This is a genomic window from Parapedobacter luteus (assembly GCF_900168055.1).
GTDB classification, from domain to species: Bacteria; Bacteroidota; Bacteroidia; order Sphingobacteriales; family Sphingobacteriaceae; genus Parapedobacter; species Parapedobacter luteus.
Genome location: NZ_FUYS01000012.1, coordinates 82587 through 105877, shown reverse-complemented (window position 1 = coordinate 105877; position 23291 = coordinate 82587). Strand labels below are relative to the sequence as shown.

The 23291-nt window shown below is 48.5% G+C and carries 19 protein-coding genes; 15 read left to right on the top strand and 4 right to left on the bottom strand.

The annotated features are described in order from the left end of the window. Positions 1–5: 5 nt before the first annotated feature. From B5X72_RS18105 to B5X72_RS20660, 5 genes are all read left to right on the top strand, one after another. Entirely contained in the window at positions 6–956 is a 951-nt protein-coding gene (locus tag B5X72_RS18105) for a glycosyltransferase family 2 protein (RefSeq protein WP_079718363.1), read from the top strand. A 51-nt stretch (positions 957–1007) separates the two neighbouring features. Next, entirely contained in the window at positions 1008–1994 is a 987-nt protein-coding gene (locus B5X72_RS18100; RefSeq protein ID WP_079718330.1) for a glycosyltransferase, read from the top strand. Positions 1995–2079: 85 nt separating this feature from the next. Further along, on the top strand, positions 2080–2352 hold the full coding sequence (locus B5X72_RS18095) for a hypothetical protein (protein WP_079718362.1): 273 nt from the start codon (positions 2080–2082) through the stop codon (positions 2350–2352). Next, the gene (locus B5X72_RS18090) at positions 2349–3113 is read left to right on the top strand and encodes an MBL fold metallo-hydrolase (RefSeq protein ID WP_079718329.1); all 765 of its coding nucleotides are present in this window, start codon (positions 2349–2351) and stop codon (positions 3111–3113) included. The genes B5X72_RS18095 and B5X72_RS18090 overlap by 4 nt, the downstream gene beginning before the upstream one ends. An 81-nt stretch (positions 3114–3194) precedes the next feature. After that, positions 3195–3347: a lmo0937 family membrane protein gene (locus B5X72_RS20660; protein WP_139378774.1), complete on the top strand. Its 153-nt coding sequence runs from the start codon at positions 3195–3197 to the stop codon at positions 3345–3347. Here the strand turns inward: B5X72_RS20660 and B5X72_RS18085 are convergent. Beyond that, entirely contained in the window at positions 3344–4036 is a 693-nt protein-coding gene (locus B5X72_RS18085; RefSeq protein WP_079718361.1) for a 2-C-methyl-D-erythritol 4-phosphate cytidylyltransferase, read from the bottom strand. The two genes, B5X72_RS20660 and B5X72_RS18085, sit on opposite strands and share 4 nt — an antisense overlap. A gap of 22 nt (positions 4037–4058) precedes the next feature. Next, positions 4059–5108, bottom strand: a complete 1050-nt coding sequence (gene queA / locus B5X72_RS18080; RefSeq protein ID WP_079718328.1) for a tRNA preQ1(34) S-adenosylmethionine ribosyltransferase-isomerase QueA — start codon at positions 5106–5108, stop codon at positions 4059–4061. Positions 5109–5282: 174 nt separating this feature from the next. Here queA and B5X72_RS18075 point away from each other — a divergent pair, with 174 nt between their 5' ends. Then, positions 5283–6530: an ABC transporter permease gene (locus B5X72_RS18075; protein ID WP_079718327.1), complete on the top strand. Its 1248-nt coding sequence runs from the start codon at positions 5283–5285 to the stop codon at positions 6528–6530. Positions 6531–6608: 78 nt separating this feature from the next. Here the strand turns inward: B5X72_RS18075 and B5X72_RS18070 are convergent, their stop codons facing one another. After that, entirely contained in the window at positions 6609–7814 is a 1206-nt protein-coding gene (locus tag B5X72_RS18070; RefSeq protein ID WP_176146260.1) for a pyridoxal phosphate-dependent aminotransferase, read from the bottom strand. A 132-nt stretch (positions 7815–7946) separates the two neighbouring features. Here B5X72_RS18070 and B5X72_RS18065 point away from each other — a divergent pair, with 132 nt between their 5' ends. The 3 genes from B5X72_RS18065 to B5X72_RS18055 all read left to right on the top strand — a co-directional run bounded on the left by B5X72_RS18065 (position 7947) and on the right by B5X72_RS18055 (position 14614). Further along, a complete protein-coding gene (locus B5X72_RS18065) occupies positions 7947–8924 on the top strand; it encodes a cation diffusion facilitator family transporter (RefSeq protein ID WP_079718326.1) in 978 nt (325 codons plus the stop codon). 70 nt (positions 8925–8994) lie between these two features. Next, complete coding sequence (locus B5X72_RS18060) at positions 8995–11424, top strand: penicillin-binding protein 1A (protein WP_079718325.1); 2430 nt, start codon at positions 8995–8997, stop codon at positions 11422–11424. A gap of 187 nt (positions 11425–11611) precedes the next feature. Continuing rightward, positions 11612–14614: a DPP IV N-terminal domain-containing protein gene (locus tag B5X72_RS18055; RefSeq protein ID WP_245826999.1), complete on the top strand. Its 3003-nt coding sequence runs from the start codon at positions 11612–11614 to the stop codon at positions 14612–14614. 60 nt (positions 14615–14674) lie between these two features. Here the strand turns inward: B5X72_RS18055 and B5X72_RS18050 are convergent, their stop codons facing one another. Next, positions 14675–15013, bottom strand: a complete 339-nt coding sequence (locus B5X72_RS18050; RefSeq protein WP_079718324.1) for a GIY-YIG nuclease family protein — start codon at positions 15011–15013, stop codon at positions 14675–14677. A gap of 111 nt (positions 15014–15124) precedes the next feature. On the opposite strand from B5X72_RS18050, the gene B5X72_RS18045 reads away from it, so the two are divergent. From B5X72_RS18045 to B5X72_RS18020, 6 genes are all read left to right on the top strand, one after another. Further along, entirely contained in the window at positions 15125–15898 is a 774-nt protein-coding gene (locus B5X72_RS18045; RefSeq protein WP_079718323.1) for an XRE family transcriptional regulator, read from the top strand. Between the two features lie 129 nt (positions 15899–16027). Next, the gene (gene rimP, locus B5X72_RS18040) at positions 16028–16498 is read left to right on the top strand and encodes a ribosome assembly cofactor RimP (RefSeq protein ID WP_079718322.1); all 471 of its coding nucleotides are present in this window, start codon (positions 16028–16030) and stop codon (positions 16496–16498) included. A 1-nt stretch (position 16499) separates the two neighbouring features. After that, entirely contained in the window at positions 16500–17738 is a 1239-nt protein-coding gene (gene nusA / locus B5X72_RS18035; RefSeq protein WP_079718321.1) for a transcription termination factor NusA, read from the top strand. 112 nt (positions 17739–17850) lie between these two features. Beyond that, positions 17851–20751 (top strand): translation initiation factor IF-2, encoded by a 2901-nt coding sequence (infB, locus tag B5X72_RS18030; protein ID WP_079718320.1) that lies wholly within the window; start codon positions 17851–17853, stop codon positions 20749–20751. 247 nt (positions 20752–20998) lie between these two features. After that, positions 20999–21928, top strand: a complete 930-nt coding sequence (locus B5X72_RS18025) for a formylglycine-generating enzyme family protein (protein ID WP_370584473.1) — start codon at positions 20999–21001, stop codon at positions 21926–21928. 36 nt (positions 21929–21964) lie between these two features. Then, positions 21965–23284 (top strand): Gfo/Idh/MocA family protein, encoded by a 1320-nt coding sequence (locus tag B5X72_RS18020; RefSeq protein ID WP_079718318.1) that lies wholly within the window; start codon positions 21965–21967, stop codon positions 23282–23284. The last annotated feature ends 7 nt before the right edge of the window (positions 23285–23291 follow it).

Below are 23291 nucleotides of genomic sequence, written 5' to 3'. Positions count from 1 at the left end.
TGGATATGGATATTTCTGTCGTTATTCCTTTATACAATGAAGCGGAGTCGCTGCCCGAGTTAACGGCTTGGATACAGCGTGTGATGGACGACCATCGGTTCAGCTATGAAATTATATTGATAGACGATGGCAGCATCGATGGCTCTTGGGAAGTTATTGAGGAGTTAAAAGCTGTCAATGCGAGAATTACCGGTGTCAAATTCAGGCGCAATTATGGCAAGTCGGCAGCACTCAATGTTGGATTTGCGGCGGCGCAGGGCAACGTCGTGATCACCATGGACGCCGACCTACAGGACAGTCCTGATGAAATCCCCGAATTATACCGAAGAGTTGCCATGGAGGGGTTTGATTTGGTATCAGGCTGGAAAAAGCAGCGCCATGATCCGCCAAGTAAAACCATTCCTACCAAACTGTTCAATTCAGTCACCCGGGGGATGTCAGGTATCCATAATCTCCATGATTTCAACTGCGGACTGAAAGCTTACAAGAAGGACGTGGTGAAGAATATCGAGGTGTATGGTGAGATGCACCGTTATATTCCCGTTATTGCCAAATGGGCGGGCTTCAAGCGTATTGATGAGCAGGTCGTGCAACATTACCCGCGGAAATACGGGAAGACGAAATTCGGACCGGGGCGATTTATCAAGGGGTTCCTGGACTTGCTGTCGATATTCTTCGTCGGCAAATTCGGAAAGCGGCCGATGCATTTTTTCGGTACAATGGGCGTGTTGAGTTTTCTGGCCGGCTTCATCATTGCCGTGTGGCTTATCGCTGAAAAACTGATCAGCATAGCCAATCAAAGTCCTTACCGGAACGTCACCGACCAACCTCTGTTTTTTTTGGCGTTGGTGGCTATCATTTTGGGAACACAGCTGTTTCTGACCGGATTTATTGCCGAACTGGTTTCCCGCAACAGCGCCGATCGCAACAATTACCAGATTGAGAAAGTGATTTGATGTTAGCGTTGTGATATTAAATTTTCGATTTTAGGTTGGCTTTCCTGTTCTATGTTTTTTTCCATCATCATTCCGTTGTACAATCGGCCCCAGGAGATTAATGAGCTGCTGGAAAGTCTTACCCATCAACGCTTCACGGCATTCGAGGTACTGGTTATTGAGGATGGCTCCATGCATGACGCGCGAACCATTGTCGAACGCTACAGCGACAGCCTGGACGTACATTATTATAGTAAGCCCAATGAGGGGCAGGGGTTTACACGTAATTTCGGGTTTGCGCGTGCCAAGGGCGATTATTTTATTGTTTTTGATTCCGATTGCCTCATTCCCCCGGATTATCTTTCCAACGTCGTCGCGTTTCTAAAAAAGACACCGCTGGATGCCTTTGGTGGTCCCGATGCAGCCCATGAGTCCTTTACTCCGGTACAAAAGGCCATCAGTTATTCCATGACGTCGCCTTTTACTACAGGTGGCATCCGCGGAAACAGGAAACATCTGGGGACGTTTCATCCAAGGAGCTTTAATATGGGTGTGTCAAGGAAAGTCTGGGAGCGGATAGGCGGATTCAAGCTTACACGGCTGGGGGAGGACATCGAATACAGCATTCGGATCCAGGCTTCGGGTTTTAAGATCGGGTTAATTTCCGAAGCGTTGGTATATCATAAGCGGCGGACGGATTTCTGGCAGTTTTATAAGCAGCTGCATTTTTTCGGTCGGGCCAGAATCAATATTTATAAACATTTTCCGCGCGAACTGAAGCTGGTACATTTTTTTCCGGCGGCATTTGTGTGCTTTCTGATGATTGTGGCGGGGCTCAATGCATGGAATGCCATCGCAGGTGCAGGTTGTACACTTGCTTTTGCCGGCAATATACTGCTGCTTGCCTACGCTACGCTGATCTTTTTCCATGCCTGGGCAAGGACACGAGATACGTGGGTGGCACTGCTCAGCGTGGCTGCCTCATTCATCCAGTTGGTAGCTTATGGATTGGGTTTTATGCAGGACTTTATCAAACGGGTAATCGTCAACCGCCGTTAATGCCGGCTCACGGCTATTGTGGATAAAACACTTTTGCGATTTCATCAGACGAATCGTATTTTGGCAGAACTAAAAATGATTGCCGTTGTTACCGAATACGCAACATAGTCTGGATAAACTGGAAGCCCTGTTGAAAGATCTGGGATACAGGGTGCGGTACGAAAAAGGGAACTTCAAGACAGGAGCATGCGTGCTGCAGAGCAGTAAAGTGGTCGTCGTCAATCGATTTTCGAATCTGGAGATGAAAATCGGTGCGCTGATGGGCATATTACGTGATATGCCGACGGATAGTGGGACACTCGATGAGAAGCAAAAGCAATTTTTGCGCAGTATCAAACAAACTAAGCTAACGATTTGACCATACGATTTTTAGGAACAGGAACATCCCAAGGTATCCCGGTGATTGCATGTGATTGCGCGGTATGTACTTCTTTAAATACTAAAGATAAGCGGTTGCGATCGGCTGTATTGATACAGGTGAATGGCAAAAATATTGTCATCGATACCGGCCCGGATTTCCGGTATCAGATGCTTCGTGAGCACGTCACCCACTTGGATGCTATTCTGTTTACCCACTCGCATAAGGACCATATTGCCGGATTGGACGATGTGCGGGCCTTCAACCGCCAACAGGGCCACGCCATTGATATTTATGGCGCTCTGGAGGTACATGAAGCCCTTCGGCGGGAGTTTTACTATGCCTTCGCAGCCAAAAAATATCCCGGTGTCCCCCAACTGAACCTGCACGAAATATCTTCATTGCCGTTCTCACTGTTTGGGATGCCGATCATCCCGATTGAGGTCATGCATTACATGATGCCCGTCCTGGGATTTCGTATAGGTGATTTTACCTACATCACCGATGCAAAAACGGTGGAAGACACCGAAGTGCAGAAAATCAGGGGGACGAAAATATTGGTGGTCAATGCGCTACAGCGGGAAGCACATATTTCCCATTTTACGTTAGACGAAGCAATCGCCTTTGCGGGGCAAGTCGGCGCCGAACAAACCTATTTTACCCATATTAGCCACAAACTGGGGCTCCACGATGAGGTACAGGCCGAACTGCCGGAAGGGATTTTCCTGGCATATGATGGCTTGTCGGTGGAGCTGGCCTGAAACCAACGGCGCCGACAAACATTTTTTATATGCCGGTGTTGTACTGTATAAATAATCGTTAATCATTAACCTTATACAGTTATGGGAAATTTGCTTTATATCATTGCCGTGATCTTGGTTATCGTTTGGGCAATAAGCTTTTTTGGTGGATACTACACCGGAGGAATTATCCATGTTTTATTGGTGATAGCTATCATTGCGATTTTGTTGCGCGTTATTCGAAGCGCTGCCTAATCGATTGTCTCTAAGAGTATCGCTGCGATACGCAGATCTTCAGGGAAAGTAATTTTAATATTTCGGGTGTCGCCATCGATGATTGAGATGGGATACCCTTTTTTTTCTACCACAGATGCATCGTCTGTATACATTTCATGCTCCGGTTGCTCGTAAGCGTCGGATAAGACAGCACCGTTGAATGTTTGGGGAGTCTGCATCAGGTAAACAGTTTCCCGCCGGCAGGCGTTGTTCTTTAGCCCGTTGCCGCTCACAATCCGGACGGAGTTGATACTTCGCACGGCCAATGCCGCCGTTCCGGTATTCGAGGCTTGCTCGTACGTCCGATCAATTAATGCGGGCGTCACCAGCGGACGCGCGGCGTCATGAACGGCGATCAGGCTGTTCGACAAATTGGCATGCATGGATTTTATAGCTTCGATGCCGTTTTTTACACTGCTGAAACGGCTGTCCCCGCCGGTTACCAACGTATGCGGTATATCAAACCGGTATGTTTCGCAAAGCGCAGACCAATAATCATGCATGTCTTTATGCAGCACGACGATGATACAGGGTGAGCTTTGGCTTTTGTGGAATGCAAGAAGGGTATGCATCATGACAGGCATACCCTTCAAAGACAGGAACTGTTTAGGAATATCCGCGTTCATACGGCTCCCGGTACCCCCAGCCACGATGATCGCGTAGTTCATGATTTTTTCGAAACTCGCCGGCTTAGATGATGAGCATGGCATCGCCATAGCTATAAAACCGGTATTTCTCCTTGACGGCTATTTCATAGGCATTCATGACATTTTCGTAGCCGCCAAACGCAGCAATCATGACCAATAGCGTCGACTCAGGGGTGTGGAAGTTGGTAACCATGCTGTTGGCAATGCTGAAATCATAGGGTGGATAAATAAATTTACTGGTCCACTCGTTAGCCGGTTTTAGGTGCTTGTCCGCAGACACCGATGATTCAATGGCCCGCATTGAAGTGGTACCCACGGCGCATACCCTTTTTTTGGCATCTATGGCCTGGTTGACGATCCTTGCGGCTTCTTCAGGGATTACGAATTGCTCCGAATCCATTTTGTGTTTGGTGAGGTCCTCCACTTCCACCTGCCTGAAGGTGCCCAAGCCTACGTGGAGCGTGATTTCGGCAAATTCCACGCCTTTTAGTTCGAGGCGTTTCATGAGCTCACGGCTGAAATGCAGGCCTGCGGTAGGGGCTGCCACAGCACCTTCATGCTTGGCAAATATCGTCTGATACCGGAATTTATCTTCCGGGGTAGCCCTGCGCTTGATGTATTTGGGCAGTGGCGTCTCGCCCAGTATTTCAATATTGCGGCGAAACTCCTCATCGGTTCCGTCAAAAAGGAACCGGATAGTGCGTCCGCGAGAGGTTGTGTTGTCTACCACTTCGGCCACCAACAAGTCGTCGTCGCCAAAATACAACTTGTTGCCCACGCGGATTTTCCGCGCTGGATCCACCAATACATCCCACAACCGGAGTTCTTTATTCAACTCACGCAAAAGGAATACCTCGATGGTAGCGCCGGTTTTCTCCTTGTTGCCATACATACGCGCCGGGAACACTTTGGTGTTATTCAGGATCATGACATCCTTGTCGTCAAAATAATTGAGGATGTCCTTGAATATTTTGTGTTCTATTTTGCCGGTTTTACGGTCGAGCACCATCAATCGGGATTCGTCGCGGCTTTCGGTTGGCTCGTATGCGATAAGGGATTCGGGTAAATTGAACTTGAATTGTGATAGCTTCATTGTTGATGCAAAATTTTAGATAGCGGCACAAAATATATGCCCAACGTATATAAATTAGCGTGCAAAGTTACAAAATTATTTCATACGCGATGTGAAGGATAAGTATAATTATTATCTGGAAAATTAGTTTATCTTCGCTGTAACTTAACGAATGATTGGCCGTCTTAACTGCGTATGATATTGTTCCTGAAATTAATCGGAGAGAGTTTTGGCTTTGCGTTTTCGGCGCTGCGCGAAAACCGCACACGTACCCTGCTGTCCTTACTTGGCGTGACGATTGGTATCTTGATTATTATTGGCGTGTTTTCGGCAGTAGACACCTTGCGTGCAAACTTGGAAAGCAGTGTCGAAAAATTAGGTAGCAAGACCATCTACGTAATGAAGTGGCCATGGGATGGCGGTCCGGATTTTCCGTGGTGGAAATACGTGAACCGTCCGGAGCCGGACATTCGGGACTACGAAGCCCTCAAAGCGAGGATGACCACCGCAGAGGCTATCTCATTTTCTATTGATATCGGTGGGCGGACCGCGCAATACCTCAATAACAACGTCTCAGGGGTAACGGTCACGGCAGCTTCTCATGAAATGTATGACATCCGGGAGCTGGATATTGCGGACGGCCGTTATTTTACCGAATCTGAATCGAGCCGGGGAACGAATGTGGCGGTTATTGGAGCTACCATAGCCGAAGGCTTATTCCCCAACACAGAACCCATTGGAAAATCAATCCGGGTGCTGGGGCGGAAAATCACGGTGATTGGCATATTTGAAAGGGAAGGTGAGGGGATGATTTTTGACGTATCCATGGATAATGTCATTATGGTGCCGCTCAATTTTGCACGTAATGTGGTGAATATCCGGCGGTATAGCCCAGCCATCATGGTGAGTGCCGCACCAAATGTATCATTGGAAGAAACCGAAAGCGAACTGCGCGGTGTTATGCGCTCCATTCACCGGTTGCGTCCCCAGCAGGAAGATGATTTTTCACTCAACAAAACCACTATCATTACAGCCCAATTGGATGCCATGTTTCAGGTCATCAATACAGCCGGCGGTTTTATTGGCATATTTTCCATCTTGGTGGGGGGCTTCGGTATCGCCAACATCATGTTTGTGTCCGTCAAGGAACGCACGCACATCATCGGCATTCAAAAGTCGTTAGGCGCCAAGAACTATTTCATCCTGTCGCAATTTCTTATCGAGGCCATCGCTTTGTGCCTCATCGGTGGCCTGATGGGGTTGTCTGTTGTGTATCTGCTTACGGTTTTGGTGAAGTTTGCATTCGACCTGACCATTGTTGTCAACATGGGAATGGTGATGCTTACCATTATATTGTCTACCCTAATTGGACTTATTGCGGGTATTGTGCCCGCGGCTATGGCCGCGCGGCTTGATCCGGTGGAGGCGATACGGAGCAAGTAAGCCGTAAACGGAGTTGGGTTTGGAGACCCGGTTCCATCTACGGCTTATGTGGTAGTTCGTCTTTCCCCGGTTATGCTGTCAGGCCAATTTGGCCAACGCCGCTTTTATCCGGCGCAATGCTTCCGTGAGATTGTCGTCGGAGGCCGCGTATGATAAGCGGATGTAGTTGTTGTTGCCGAATGAGTCGCCCCCAACGGTCGCTACGTGAGCTTCGTTCAACAGGTACAGGGCAAGGTCTGCCGAATCTTTTATAATTTGGCCTTGTGCGTCTTTTTTGCCAAAAAACGAGCTGATGTCAGGGAAAAAATAAAAAGCCCCCTGAGGTAAATTCGTCTTTACACCTGGTATATCTTTCAAAAGGTTATATACCAATTCCCTGCGCCGTTCAAAGGCCGCCTTCATCTCTTGCACGGTTTCCAGCCCTTGTTCCAGGGCGGTAATGCCGGCCCGCTGCGCAATAGAGCAAGTACCTGACGTGGTTTGTCCTTGCAGCTTGTCGTTGGCAGCAGCGATTTCTTTGCTGGCAGCCAAATAACCAAGCCGCCATCCGGTCATCGCAAACGCTTTCGAGAAGCCGTTGATGAGGATGACGCGGTCCTTGATGCTGTCAAATTGAGCGATCGATTCATGCTTGCCAATGAAGTTGATGTGCTCATAAATCTCATCCGAAATGATATAAATATGAGGATGTTTTTCGAACACGCGGACCAACCCTTCAAGTTCGGCCTTGGTATAAACACTGCCGGTAGGGTTGCATGGTGAGGAAAACATGAATAATTTGCTTTTGGGGGTGATGGCCGCCTCCAGCTCTTCGGGGGTAATCTTAAAATCGCTGTCGATTGTGGTATTGATAAACACCGACTTGCCTTCGGCAAGCGTTACCATCTCGGAATAAGATACCCAGTAAGGTGTCGGGATGATGACTTCATCGCCTGGGTTAATCAACGTCAGGATGGCGTTAGAAAGCGACTGTTTGGCACCCGTTGAGACCACGATTTGCGAAACGTCATAGTCCAGCCCGTTTTCGTTTTTCAACTTATTCGCGATGGCCTTACGTAGTTCGGGATATCCGGGCACCGGGGAATAGCGGGTGTAGTTTTCGTCAAGCGCCTGCTTGGCGGCTTGTTTTACATGCGCCGGCGTATTGAAGTCCGGTTCGCCCACACTAAGGCTAATGACATTGACGCCCTTTGCTGCAAGTTCGCGACCCAATTTGGTCATTTTAAGCGTAGCGGATTCAGATAGATTATTGATCCTATCAGAAAGAACAGATGGTGTACTCATGGTGCGCAAACTTAGCTAAATTTCTACTATTATAAAAAACTTCTTTGCCATGAAGAATCGCCCAAGAAATTTGCCTCCAACCGGTATGGCGCTAATTCATTATCTTTGCCAATTATCTTAAGTGCATCGGTTTTGAATAAACAGAAAAACATCATTCTTTTCGCATTAGCTGCTGGTGTTGTACTGATGTTGACTAAGTTTACGGCGTACCTGCTGACGAATTCCAATGCCATACTGACCGATGCGATGGAAAGCATTGTGAATGTGGTGGCTTCAGGTTTCGCCTTCTACAGCATCCATCTGTCGGCGCGGCCAAAGGATCAGAACCATCCGTACGGCCATGGTAAAGTTGAGTTCTTTTCCGTCTTTTTGGAGGGCGGGCTGATTTTTATCGCCGGTGTTCTGATTCTGGGAAAGGCAGTGTACAATATCTTTTTGCCGGAGCCGTTAGGTAACCTATTGGAAGGCATCGGGCTTGTCGCGCTGACGGGCATCGTCAATTTTGCGTTGGGCACCTATATGGTAAAACAGAGCAAACTGCTCAACTCGTTGACCTTGCAGGCAGACGGGAAGCACCTACAGACCGACGCCTACAGTACCGCAGGGTTACTCGTCGGGCTTTTCATCATCTATGTTACCGGAATGGCGTGGATCGACGTCGTGCTGTCCATCGGGCTTGGCTTATACATCTTGTTCAGTGGGTATAAACTGCTCCGTAAGTCAATCGCCGGCTTAATGGATGAGTCTGACATGAAGTTGGTGGGCGACGTGGCCGCCGTCCTGCAGCGATATCGCAGGGACGATTGGATAGATGTGCACAATCTGCGGGTGCAGCGCTATGGTCACGAACTTCATATCGATTGTCATGTAACGTTGCCCAATTACTATGACTTAAATAAAGTTCATGATGAAGTGTCGGCTATCGATCAACTGATTAATAAGGGGTTGCATGCAAATGCTGAATTGTTTATTCATGCTGATCCCTGCGTGCCTGCCTGTTGTCACTATTGCAGGGTAAAAAACTGCCCAATTCGCAGTGAAGCTTCCCGCGTTGACATCGTCTGGGATAAGCGGATCATCAGTAAAAACGAGAAACACTTTCACGAATAACGAGTAAATACAAAATATAAAGCGGTGAACAACCGTATGCAATATCAAAACATTTCATCATCTTTACGCGATGTTTAAGGAGATACGAAATCGCTATATACGCTATGCTGTAATAATCGTTTATGTGGTTGTTTTGATAGTCTGTATGGTTGAAGTGAATTTTCTTTGGTTATTCGGCTATTCTCCGACATCAAAAGATATCAGTAAACCGATTCAAAGCGTGGCGTCGGAAGTCTATACGGCAGACCACGTGCTCATCGGCCGTTATTATAAGGAAGATCGCTCCCCGGTACACTATGACAGTATTTCGCCTAATGTAATCAACGCGCTGATTGCTACAGAAGACATTCGCTTTTTTAAACACCGTGGGGTGGATTTTTTGGCCATCTTCTCGAGCATCGTATCCACCGCGCAAGGCGACCGGAGAGGAGGCAGTACAATCACGCAGCAGCTTGCAAAAAACTTATACCGCACCCGGTACAATCAGGCCGTCGGGCTGCTGGATAAGGTGCCCGGAGTGCGTATGCTGGTCATAAAATTCAAAGAATGGCTTACCGCATACAAGCTGGAGGGGGAATATAGCAAGAAAGATATCATCGCCATGTATCTCAATACCGTGTCATTCAGTAATAATGCGTACGGTATAAAAACGGTGGCCAGACGTTACTTCAACAAGGAAACACAGGAACTGACTGCCGCAGAAGCGGCAGTGCTCATCGGTATGTTGAAGGGCACCACGCTCTATAATCCGATACGCAACCCTGAACGGTCGCTTGAGCGGAGGAATGTGGTTTTGGGGCAGATGCATAAAGCCGGATTTATATCGGCGCAGGAGTATGAAGCCGCCAGGGCGGCTGCACTGGGATTGCACCTCGGGGAAATCGAGGATCTTGGAAACGGTGATTCCTATTTGCGCACGGCGGTGGAACGATGGCTGGCCTCATGGTGCGAAGAAAACGGATATGATATTTACGTGGATGGTCTGAAAATATACACCACCATTGATTCGCGGGTACAGCGGCATGCGGAGGAGGCGGTGGCCGAACAAATGAAGCCCTTGCAGCGGCGATTGGAAAATGCCTGGCAGGGCGAGATCCCCTGGCGGGATTCTGAAGGTAATGTTATTGAAGATTTTCTGGAAAACCTCGCCGTGCGGACAACGTATTATCAGCAGTTGGATGAGCGGTATAAAGGCAATAAAGACAGTATCTTTTACTACTTGAACCTGCCCAAACCTATGGAGGTATTCACGTGGGATGGAATTAAGCAGGTGCAGTATTCCAGCATGGATTCGCTGGCACACTACGCAATGATGCTTAATGCGGGGCTGATGACGATGGATCCGTATAACGGTGAAATAAAAGCCTGGGTGGGGGGGATCAACCACCAGTACTATAAATATGATCACGTATTCCAGGCAAAGCGGCAAGCCGGTTCCACCTTCAAGCCATTTGCATACCTCGCAGCACTGGAAGCAGGCATGTCGCCCTGCGACAAATATGTCGATAAGTTTGTGCGCATAACCTATACGGAAAACGGGGAAGAAAAAGTATGGGAGCCTAAAAATGCCGACTGGGTATTTAGTGGCCGCGAAATGTCATTACGCTGGGCGATGGGAAGGTCCGTCAATTCCATCACGGCTCAGATTACCGAAGAAATCGGATGGGACAAGGTGGTTGATGCGGCCGAACGCTGTGGCATTACCAGCCCCTTGGCCAGTGTGCCTTCGGTGAGCCTCGGCTCCAACGACGTCAGTGTGTTTGAGATGGTCAATGCGTACGCAACGTTCATGAACCGTGGAAAAAAGGTGGAACCCATCTTGGTATCAAAAATTGTCGACTACAACGGCAACATTGTAGCTACATTTGAAACAACTGCCACGCAGGCCATCAGTGAGGAGGTAGCCTGGCTGATGGGCTATATGCTCAGGGGGAGCATGGAGGAACCGGAAGGTACCTCTCAAGCGCTCTGGGAATGGGATTTGTGGCGAAATAAAAACCAGATAGGGGGAAAGACAGGCACATCGTCAGATTATGTAGACGGATGGTACATGGGTGTTACCAAGGATTTGGTCACGGGTGTTTGGGTAGGGTGTGACGAACGGAGTATTCATTTCAGAAATTCGCAGACCGGTGAGGGATCGCGCACAGCGCTTCCGGTGTTCGGCCGGTTTATGGAGAAAATCTATCATGACGATTCATTGGATTACGATTACGGGCCGTTTCCTGAACCGGCCGTAGCGATAAACCGGAAATACGACTGCCCGAGTCCACGCATTTCCCGTCCGGACAGCACGCTGTTGGATACGATCATACCGTTAAGGTTGCCTGATTCCCCGGTGGAAATTCCAGTGGATGTCGAAGAATTGAAAAAACAGTTTGAAAATACAGCGCCGGTTCCTGAAGAACACAAGGCGAATGGCGATCAAGACGGGCCGGCCGCACACACCGAGCCCCACCCGAATAATAAGATTCGCATTCGGTATCCGTCAAAAAAATAATATCCGTTGGTAATAATTAAACTTTTTCACCGATATTCGTTCTAATTTAGACATTGTGATTATACACCCATTTTCCATGACGTACCTTAATCGATTTGTCAAGCTTATCTTGCTGAATAGTTGTTTGGTGTTGATGTTTAGCGCAATTGGCCTAAACGCCCGGGCCCAATATTTCGGCCAAAATAAAATGCGATATAAGTCGCTCAAATTTCAGGTCTACGGAACGCCTCATTTTAATCTGCACTATTATTTGCAAAATGACACATTGATCAGGTGGTTGGCTAAAGAAAGCGAAGTTTGGTACGAATTGCACCAGCAGGTGTTTAGGGATACGTTTTTGCGTAAAAATCCGATTATCCTATACAGCAATCACCCCGAATTCCAGCAAACGACTACGATCCAGGGAGAGATTGGAGTAGGTACCGGAGGTGTTACCGAAGCGTTCAAGACGCGGGTCGTGATGCCTGTGATGCAGATTAACCATCAGACACGGCATGTACTGGGACACGAGTTGGTGCATGCGTTTCAATATCGGGTACTGATGGAAGGCGGCGATTCCACTCGTTTGGAAAATATAGGTAACATTCCCCTGTGGATGGTAGAAGGGATGGCGGAGTATTTTTCCATCGGAAAAAAGGATGCGTTTACAGCCATGTGGATGCGTGACGCCTACATAAATAATGATATTCCATCTCTGCGAGCCATGACCGAAAATATGAACCGGTATTTCCCTTACCGGTTTGGGCAGGCGTTTTGGGCCTATATCGGCTCCACCTACGGGGATACGGTCATCATGCCGTTATTTAAGGCGACAGCCATGTATGGCTATGAAATGGGTATCAGGCGGGTATTTGGCTATGATGCCCAGACCTTATCCAACCTGTGGAGAAACAGCATGGAGAATGCCTACCGAAACCTTCCGGTTGACACGGGGAAAGCGCCGGTAGGACGCTCCATCATCAACAGCAAGAATTCAGGCCGCCTGAATGTATCGCCGGCGATTTCACCCGACGGCAAATACGTCGCTTTTATGTCCGAACGGGATTTGTTCAGCATCGATTTGTTTTTGGCGGACGCCCAGACCGGCGACGTAATCCGGAAATTGTCCAGCAGGCTTACCAATACAGATATTGATGAATTCAGTTACTTGGAATCAGCGGGTGCCTTTTCGCCGGATAGTAAGAAATTTGCCTTCAGTGTCTTCAGTCGGGGTAGAAGCAAGCTCATGGTTGTGGACGTTGCGAATGGGAAAACGCTGGCGTTGGAAGCGATGGGGGATATCACCGAGTTTGCCAATATTGCATGGGCCCCCGACGGCGAGACCGTTGCGTTTTCGGGGCTGAAGAATGGCCACAGTGATATCTATCTCTATAACCTGAATACAAAAAAGCTGACGCAGCTTACCGACGATTGGTATTCGGATTTTCAACCGAGTTTTTCTCATGACGGCAGATACATTGTTTTCAGTACCGACCGCGTAGCGCTTCAATCCGATACAAGAAGTGTGGATATTCCCATGAATATTGCCATGGTTGATGTTGAAACCGGCGAAATCACAAACGTCGATGTATTCCAGGGCGCGAATAATTTAAATCCTCAGTTTTCTGCGGACGACAGCCAGATTTATTTCCTTTCCAATAGCGACGGCTTCCGGAATATGTACCGGTATACGCTGGCTGAGCGTAAGGTTGAGCGGATGACAGAATATTTCACAGGCATCAGTGGCATCACGGAATACTCTCCCGCCTTAAGCCTTTCGGTTAATGGCGACGTCGTCTATTCCTATTACCGACGGAACGAATACAGTGTCTATAACGCGAAAGTGGATGAGTTTGAGCCGAAGGAGGTCGATCCCTATGTCGTTAATTTCGACGCCGCAATGCTGCCTCCTCCGGAAAACCTTGGCGTGGATGTCGTGAATGCCAACCTGAGTAATTTCAACTTGTTTCAGCGTATCAGCGATAAGCAGATTTCATCGGTCGCATACAAGCCCAATTTCAAGTTGGACTACTTGGCCAATAGCGGAATGGGCCTGGCGGTGGGCAGTCGGTACGGGGCCGGCATCGCCAGCGGCATACAGGGAATGTTTTCGGACATCCTTGGCCATAACCAGATCTTTGCCGCGCTGTCCATTAATGGCGAAATTTATGATTTCGGCGGCCAGGTCGCGTACATAAACCAGCGGAGCCGGATAAATTGGGGCGGAGCCGTCTCGCACATTCCGTTCATGTCGGGCTATTCGCTCTATAGCCAAAGAGATGTAGGAAACGGTCCGGAGCCGATATTGGATACGTATATCATCCGGACATTCCAGCAGCAGGCGGAAGCTTTCGGTGCATACCCGTTTTCAAGGCATCACCGTTTCGAAATGGGCGGGGCATTTGCGCGGTATAGCTATCGGGTGGATCGCTGGTGGCAAAGTTACCTTTACGGATACGGCGGTCGGGATAGGGTGCCGAATGATGAAGCAAGTGGCATCTTCGGTGGCAACTTCAATGCATTTACCATCCAGCAGATCAATACCTCGTTTGTCGGCGATAATGCAGTGTTCGGCATCGCTGCGCCCTTACAGGGATTCCGTTACCGGGTGGGGATGGAACAGTATTTCGGTGATTTTAACTTTAGGGCGTATACGTTCGACTTACGGAAATATAATCGGTATCAACCGGTCACCATTGCAGCAAGGGCGTATACCTATATGCGATCAGGCCGTAATGAAGATGCATTATTTCCGCTGTTTTTGGGATACCCTCACCTGATCCGGGGCTATGAAAGTGCTTCTTTTAGGAACAATATGGATCAGCGTTTTAATTTCAATAGTTTGATGGGAACGCGCATTGCCGTATTTAATTTTGAAGTACGGCTGCCATTCACCGGCCCTGAACGGTTGGCTGTGCTTCGATCCAATATGTTGTTTTCTGACCTGAATTTCTTTTTTGACGCCGGGCTTGCCTGGGATAGTAGCTCCAAAGTCGCATTTAGAAGCACACCCAGGTACCTGGAAACTGTGGAGGCATCAAATGGCCAGATGGTAGATGTTTATGAGCGTATCCCTGCGTTAAGCGCCGGTGTATCCTTACGGGTCAATTTATTTGGAGCCATGGTGCTCGAGCCTTACTATGCGTTCCCGTTTCAGCGTACTGACGTGAACTTTGGCACATTCGGGCTTAATTTTGCACCCGGGTGGTAATTTGCTATTTTGCACATCGTGGCCGCCCAATTGGGCACCCTGAGGACGCCCAGGACCGGCTTAGCTTCTTAAATGTAACCGGGCGTTGGTAAGGCCGCTTGAGCCGAAGGCATTCAACGGTCTTACCAACCCGAGATCGACCCAATTGGGATTATATTTCCGGATGAGTTTTTCTTTTTGCATACGGGTGTATGTGCTTAATTCCCTGAACCGGCGTAAGGCAGATTCTTCGGTAGGAAGCGCTTCGTGGTAAACCAAGCGGGAAACTTTTGCACATGCATCAAAAAATAAGCCCGGAGCTTCTCTATAGGTTTTAATCGCCCTTTCAAGGTCCTGTGCCATGCCAACGTGTAAGCAGGTACGGTTGCAATCGGTTAAGATATAGATGTAATTATTCATATGTTGAAAATTATTTAACGTTATTTTTTTGTCGCCCTGAAAAGTTTTACTAACTTTATTGGCACAATAATACTAATTTATTTAGTTTGTTCAAATTTATTTTTACTTTTTATGTCGAACATTGCTAACAATCTTAAATACCTCCGTAAGAAAAAGGGGCTTACTCAGCAACAGTTTGCGGATGAGATGGGTATCAAACGCGCATCTGTCGGTGCATATGAGGAAAATCGTGCGGAACCCAAATATGAATTGCTAAAGAAAATTGCCGACTTCTATGGGTTGACCATGGACGAGCTGGCAAATGACACGATCAACGACAAATGGCGGCCCACTCCCCGTGGCAATGCAGCTAACGTGCGGGTATTGAGTATAACAGTGGATGGTGGCGATAAAGAGAACATTGAATTGGTGCCGGTCAAGGCCAGCGCGGGTTATCTTAACGGGTACGCGGATCCCGAATATATAGCTGAACTGCCGAAGTTCAGCTTACCCATGTTCAGGCAGGGGACCTATCGGGCTTTTGAAATCAAGGGCGATTCGATGCTGCCCCTTCAGCCGGGAAGTATCGTGATAGCGGAATACCTCGAAAATTGGAACGACGTAAAACCGGGTCAGACCTATGTGGTGATATCCCGGAACGATGGGGTTGTCTATAAACGCATCGCATTTAAATATAAAGACGATAAAGGGTTGAAGCTGGTTTCTGATAATAAGAGCTATGAGCCCTATTGGGTGCCGGCAGCGGATATTCTGGAAATATGGAAGGCCAAGGCCTATATCAGTACCCAACTGCCTGAGCCGAGCCCAGAGCCTACCATGGAAACACTCACCGCCATGATGGCCCAGATGCAGAAGACCATCAGTACGGTCGTGGATAACCGTTAACGGCCGGGCATACCCATTGGCATAAGCAGATTTTTAATTATAAAACATTTTACTTATCTTTGCATCATCTTGAAAAAGAGGGGACGGAAATCGTCCCCTTTTTTCATGGCTAATGGTTTATTTTTGTAAGTGGAGCACTCAATAGAAAATAAGGTAAAGGCATTGGTTGAAGATAAGATTGCCGATAGGGAAGACCTATTTATAGTAAGTATAAAGATGCATCCCAATGGCAAGCTTGAGGTGTTGGTAGACGGTGACCAGGGCGTAAGTATTCAGGATTGTGCCGCTATTAGCCGGCATGTAGGCTTCCATCTGGAGGAGGAAGATGTAATCGCGCATGCTTATCGGCTTGAGGTTTCTTCGCCGGGTATCGATGCGCCGTTCACTTCAGTGAGGCAATACCAGAAAAATGTCGGGAGGAATATACAGGTAAAGCTACAAGACGGAGGGCAGAAGGAAGGGAAATTGCTGGAAGTGGCTGACGAGTATATCGTGATTATGGAAGAAATTAAAGAAAAAGGGAAGAAAGCAGTCGAACAGCAAAACAGTATCCCCTTTGAAAGTATCAAAACAGCAAAGGTGTTAATTTCATTTAAATAAAATGAGCAATAATATCAATTTGATTGACTCTTTTCAAGAATTTAAAGAGTTCAAAAACATCGACCGACCTACGGTCATCAGTGTGTTGGAAGAGGTCTTCCGAAGCATGATTCGTAGGAAATACGGTACCGATGAAAATTGTGACGTCATCGTCAATCCGGATAATGGTGACTTGGAGATTTGGCGTACGCGGGTGGTGGTCGAAGATGGTTTTTCAGAGGATGACGATTTGGAAATCGAATTGGCAGAAGCCCGTAAATACGATCCCGATCTCGAAGTCGGGGATGACTATATCGAAGAAATAACGTTGGAGAGCTTTGGGCGCCGGGCGATTTTAGCGGCTCGCCAGACGCTTGTGTCCAAAATCCTGGAACTTGAGAAGGATGAGGTATTTAAAAAATACAAGGACCGGGAAGGTGAATTGATCACCGGCGAAGTTTATCAGATTTGGAAAAAAGAGACCTTGGTGCTGGATGATGATGGCAACGAATTGATTTTACCTAAAACCGAACAGATCCCGGCGGACTATTTCAAAAAGGGCGATACCATCCGTGCCGTGGTACACAAGGTTGAAATGGTTAATGCCAATCCAAGGATTATTATCTCCCGTACCGCCCCCGAATTTTTGCAGCGCTTGTTTGAGTTGGAGGTGCCTGAAATTTTTGATGGCTTAATCACTATCCGCAAAATCGTGCGTGAACCGGGTGAGCGTGCCAAAGTAGCCGTTGAATCCTATGACGACCGCATTGATCCGGTAGGTGCGTGCGTCGGCATGAAAGGTTCCCGCATCCATGGTATTGTCCGTGAGTTGCGGAACGAAAACATCGATGTCATCAATTATACGAACAATACGCAACTCTACATCCAGCGGGCATTAAGTCCCGCACGCATTGGCTCGATAAAATTGGATGACGAACACAAAACGGCAGCAGTCTACCTCAAATCCGATCAAGTATCACTGGCGATAGGCCGTGGAGGGCATAACATCAAACTTGCAGGCAAACTGACGGGTTATGAAATAGACGTATACCGCGAAGCAGAAGAGGTCGAAGAGGATGTGGATATCGAAGAATTCGCAGATGAAATCGATGGCTGGATCATCGATGAACTAAAACGCGTGGGGCTGGATACGGCCAAATCCGTACTGGCACTTTCCGTGGATGATTTGGTGAGACGTACTGATTTGGAGGAAAACACCATACACGAAATCATTCAGGTGTTGCAGGCTGAATTTGAATAATTGACTACCGGGCGATGTACCCGCTTGTCGTGCTTTTTTAATTCTTTGCCGATATACGCTTAAAAAAATATATTTTTGTATCAACACAAAAAATAAGAGGTAAATAAATTAGATGTCAGAAGGTAAGAGCATAACATTGCTGAAAGCAGCAAAGGAATTGAACATTGGTATAGGTACAGCTGTTGATTTCTTGGTCAAGAGTGGCTACGATATTGAGCCCAAACCGGGAACCAAATTGGATAGCGAAACCTACGATGTTCTCTTGCGTGAGTTTCAGGGGGATAAAATTGTGAAGGAAGAAGCCAATCAGATTATCATTGGCAAAATCCGTCGTGAAGAATCCCCTTCGGAAACTGTTGTGCAAAAACCACAGAAAGACACGGATACCGAAGAAATACTGATTAAGAATACGGGTGCATTTACACCTGAGGTGCGTCAGACGCCTCCGGCTGACAAAGAAAAAGCGCAGGATAAAGAACCGGATCCGGTTAAGACCACTGAAAAGCCGCATATCCCCGGCATGAAGATCGTCGGCAAAATTGATTTGGACAACTTCCGGGGCGGAAAGCACCAGAAGGAGACTCTCAAAGGGGAAAAAGAAACGAAAGAGAAAGAGGCACCTGCGGACACGCAGGCAGAGAAGGAGCCTGCGCCTATTCCGGCGGCTCAACAGGAGCCCGACCACAAGCCGGAGGCCAAGGAAGAGACGCCGCCGGCTGTTATCGACCAGCCGGTTGCTCCCGAAGTCCCGGAAAACCGGGAGCCGGAGGAAAAGCCGCAGCCGAAAGAGCGTGCACCTGAGCCTCAAAATGAGGTTATACGTGCTCGCGCCCAACGCCTGACGGGACCCAACGTTGTTGGTCGAATTGATTTAACGGCGCACCAACCGAGAGAAAAACCGGTCGCATCTTCCTCCAGTACTTCTGGCGTTTCGGCGCACGACCATAAACGCAAACGGAAGCGTAAAGACAAACCGGGAGTCCAGCGCCCGGGGGCTGCCGCGCCAGGGCAACAAGGGCAGCACGGCACCGCCGCGCCGAAGGGACGCCACGACTTTAAAGGCAAACCAAGGCACGCCACCGAAAGCCGGGAAGAACCGTCAGAAAAGGAAATACAAGATCAAATTAAGGCAACACTTGCCCGCCTCAGCGGTGCAGGTAAGTCCGGTAAGTTTGCGCAACGTGCAAAGCTCCGCCGTCAAAAACGGGATGACATTGCTCATTCGGCCGAAGAGGCAGCACTTGAGCAGGAAATGATGTCTAAGGTGTTGAAGGTGACCGAGTTCGTGACGGCTAATGATTTGGCCAACATGATGGGCGTGCCTGTCACTCAGATTATTGCTACATGCATGAGCCTGGGGCTTTTTGTTTCCATCAATCAGCGCCTGGACGCCGAAACCATTGCCATTGTGGCTGATGAGTTTGGCTATGAGATTGAGTTTGTCAAACCTGAAGATGAGGAAAATACCGAGCTTGAGGAACCGGACAATCCAGAAAATCTAGTCCCCCGCGCGCCTATTGTGACTGTTATGGGGCACGTAGACCATGGTAAGACGTCATTGCTCGATTATGTCCGCAAATCCAATGTGATTGCCGGGGAGGCAGGGGGAATTACCCAGCACATCGGCGCCTATGAGGTGAAGTTGGATGACGGCCGTAAAATTACATTTTTGGATACGCCGGGCCACGAGGCCTTTACTGCGATGCGTGCGCGTGGAGCGCAGGTGACCGATATTGCTATTATCGTGATTGCGGCAGACGATAGCGTGATGCCGCAAACCCGGGAAGCCATCAACCACGCGCAGGCCGCAGGTGTACCGATTGTATTTGCGTTTACGAAAATCGATAAGCCGGGCGCAAATACGGATAGGATCCGCGAGCAGCTCTCCAATATGAATATTTTAGTCGAGGATTGGGGTGGCAAATACCAGTGCCAGGAGATTTCGGGCAAGACCGGGCAAAATGTCGATCTATTGCTTGAAAAGGTGTTGCTTGAAGCTGAACTGCTGGAATTGAAAGCCGACCCTAAAAAACGGGCCGTCGGTTCGGTCATTGAAGCCAGTCTCGACAAAGGAAGAGGAATCGTAACAACAGTGTTGATTCTGTCCGGAACGCTTAAGGTGGGGGCTCCTATATTGGCTGGTTCCCACAGCGGCAAAGTGAAAGCATTACACAACGAACGTGGTCAAAAGGTCACGGAAGCGGGTCCTTCTACTCCCGTACAGATATTGGGGATGTCTGGCGCACCCACTGCCGGAGATAAGTTCTACGAAATGGAGAGCGAGGTGGAGGCCAGGCAAGTGGCGAACAAGCGGCTGCAATTGCAACGCGAACAGGGATTACGTACGCAGAAGCATATCACGCTCGACGAGATTGGCAGACGATTGGCCATCGGAAACTTCAAAGAGCTTAATGTCATTGTCAAGGGCGATGTGGACGGTTCTATCGAGGCATTGTCTGATTCGCTGCTGAAGCTATCGACAGAAGAAATTCAGGTCAATGTCATCCATAAATCAGTGGGCCAGATATCCGAATCGGATGTATTGCTCGCGTCTGCTTCGGATGCCATCATCATTGGCTTCCAAGTACGGCCATCTACAAGTGCCCGTAAGCTGGCAGAGCAAGAACAGATCGATATCCGACTGTACTCTATTATCTATGATGCGATAGAAGAGGTGAAAGCAGCCATGGAAGGCATGCTGGAGCCTAAATATGAGGAAAAGATAGTGGCCAACGTGGAAATCCGTGAAACGTTTAAGATTAGCAAGGTAGGCACCATCGCCGGTTGTATGGTGCTTGATGGCAAAATTAATCGTAACCACAGTATACGTGTTATCCGTGATGGTGTGGTGGTGTATACAGGTCAGTTGGCGTCCTTGAAACGATTCAAAGATGATGTGAAAGAGGTCTCTGCCGGCTATGAATGCGGATTAAATATTCAGAATTTCAACGATATCAAAGTAGGCGACATCATTGAAGCCTACGAACAAGTGGAGGTAAAACGCAAACTTTAAGCTTGCGCCGGGAACGGTACCCACGAAAAGTTTTCCACAATAACGAATCGCCCATAAGTGTAATAAGGACACAATGTGGGCGATTTTTTTTATTCCTAATTATTCGCCTTGGTGCTGTAAGCTGGACGTGTCACGGTTAAAATACTTGATCTATTTTGCATTTAAATAAAAAGACTTTAAATTCAGCCACCAATTTTTGATTATAGCTGAGATGTTTGTGAAGTCTTTGTTTATTTGTAGTCTAGTATTGCTGAATCTTGCGCAGGCGCAGGAGCTGTTTGAACCGTATACCCAGCATATCGAAGGCACTGCGCTGAGTTTTCCGATGCAACCCATTCCCGGCGGAGAGTATACGATGGGTAGTCCAATGGGAAATAAGGATGAGCAACCGCCGCACCCCGTGAGGGTAGATTCGTTTTGGATGGGGACTTATGAAGTGACCTGGGACCTATACGAGCCCTTCGTCTATAAGGATTTTGAGCTCGCCCGCAGCGGTGGCCGTGTCGCGCCGGAGGTAGACGCAGTGACCCGGCCTACTAAGCCCTACCTGGATATGACCTTCGGGATGGGGAAGGAGGGGCATCCGGCTCTTGCGATGACACAGTATAATGCTATCCAGTTCTGCAAGTGGCTCTATATACGCACGGGGGTTTTCTACCGGCTGCCTACGGAAGCCGAGTGGGAATATGCCTGCCGGGCCGGTAGCAGTACCGAATATTATTTTGGAGATGACCCGGCGGCCTTATCGGATTATGCGTGGTATAAGGAAAACAGCGACAATAAAACCCATCCCGTAGGCCAGAAAAAGCCCAATGCATGGGGGCTCTATGACATGCATGGCAATGTAGCCGAATGGACATATGACCAATACATCGAAGATCGCTATCAGCAGTTGTCTGATGGCACTGTCGCTGATAACCCCGTAGCTGTACCGGATCAACTGTATCCGCATAGCATCCGAGGGGGATCCTTTGAGGATAGTGCCCGTGATCTGCGCTCAGCATCCCGGTTGCCTTCGGATCCGTCATGGAAACAGCTGGACCCGCAGATACCGAAAAGTAATTGGTGGTTTCCGGAAGCACCCTTTATCGGCATCAGACTGGTTAGACCATTGAACCCACCTTCCGAAACGGAAATCATGGCGTACTACGATAAAGCGCCCATACAGGATTATTAAAAAAGAGAACCTTAATATAGATCTAAAACAAAACAGATGAGCACAAAACGTATAGGTGAACAACGCCGCGAATTTCTGAAAAGTTCGGCACTGCTGGCGGGCGGAGCCCTGCTTAGTGGAATGCCCGTATTGGGCGCATACGCCCATGGAGACGATGTAATCAAGGTAGCCGTTATTGGTTGCGGAGGCAGAGGAACGGGGGCCGCTTTCGATGCTATTGCTTCGGGGGCCAATATTAAGATAGTAGCGCTGGCCGATGCGTTTCGCGATAGGCTGGATGAAGCATATACCAAGTTGTCGGAGCGCCATGCGGATAAGTTGGATGTCCCCGAAGACCGGAAATTCGTGGGTTTTGACGCCTATCAAAAGGCCATTCCGTTTGCTGATGTCGTTATACTGGCCACGTCGCCCGGTTTCAGGCCTATACATTTCGAAGAAGCTGTCAAACACGGCAAGCATGTGTTTATGGAGAAGCCCGTGGCTACAGACGTCCCCGGTGTGCGCCGGGTGCTCGCAGCTGCCGAAGAGGCCAAGCGGAAGAAACTGAACGTTGTCGTGGGGTTGCAGCGCCGTTATCAAGCCAACTACCGGGAGGCTATTAAACGTATACAGGATGGAGCGCTTGGCGATATTGTGTCCGGACAGGTGTACTGGAACAGTGGCGGCGTATGGGTGAGGCCCCGCCAACCCAATCAAACCGAAATGGAATATCAAATGCGCAACTGGTACTACTTCAATTGGCTCTGTGGCGACCACATCGTCGAACAGCACGTGCATAATATCGATGTTGCCAACTGGGTAAAAGGGAGCTACCCGGTGTCTATACAAGGCACCGGCAGCCGCGCATGGCGGACGGGCAAGGAATACGGCGAAATCTACGATAACCATGCGGTAGAGCTTACCTATGCTGATGGTTCGGTGATATACAGCCAATGCCGGCATTTCGAAGGCACATCCAACAGGGTCGATGAGACATTCCAGGGTACCAAGGGACGTGTATACCTCTCAGCGGGCAATGATGCTATTCTGTGGGATGCCAAGGGCAACGAGCTTTATAGCCATCCGAAACGCGGGAATGCCAACCCTTACCAGCATGAACACGTGGAATTCTTTGATGCCATAAGCAAGGGTGAATATCGGTTTGACAATGCGGAATATGGTGCATATAGTACACTGACGGGAATCATCGGCAGGCTGGCTACGTATTCGGGCCAGGTCATCAAATGGGAGGATGCGCTGAAATCCAACGTCGATTTAATGCCGGAACGCCTGGCATGGGATGCCCTTCCTAAGGTATTGCCCGGCGAAAACGGGATGTACCCTTATGCGATTCCTGGGCAAACGGTCGTCTTATAGTGAAAAA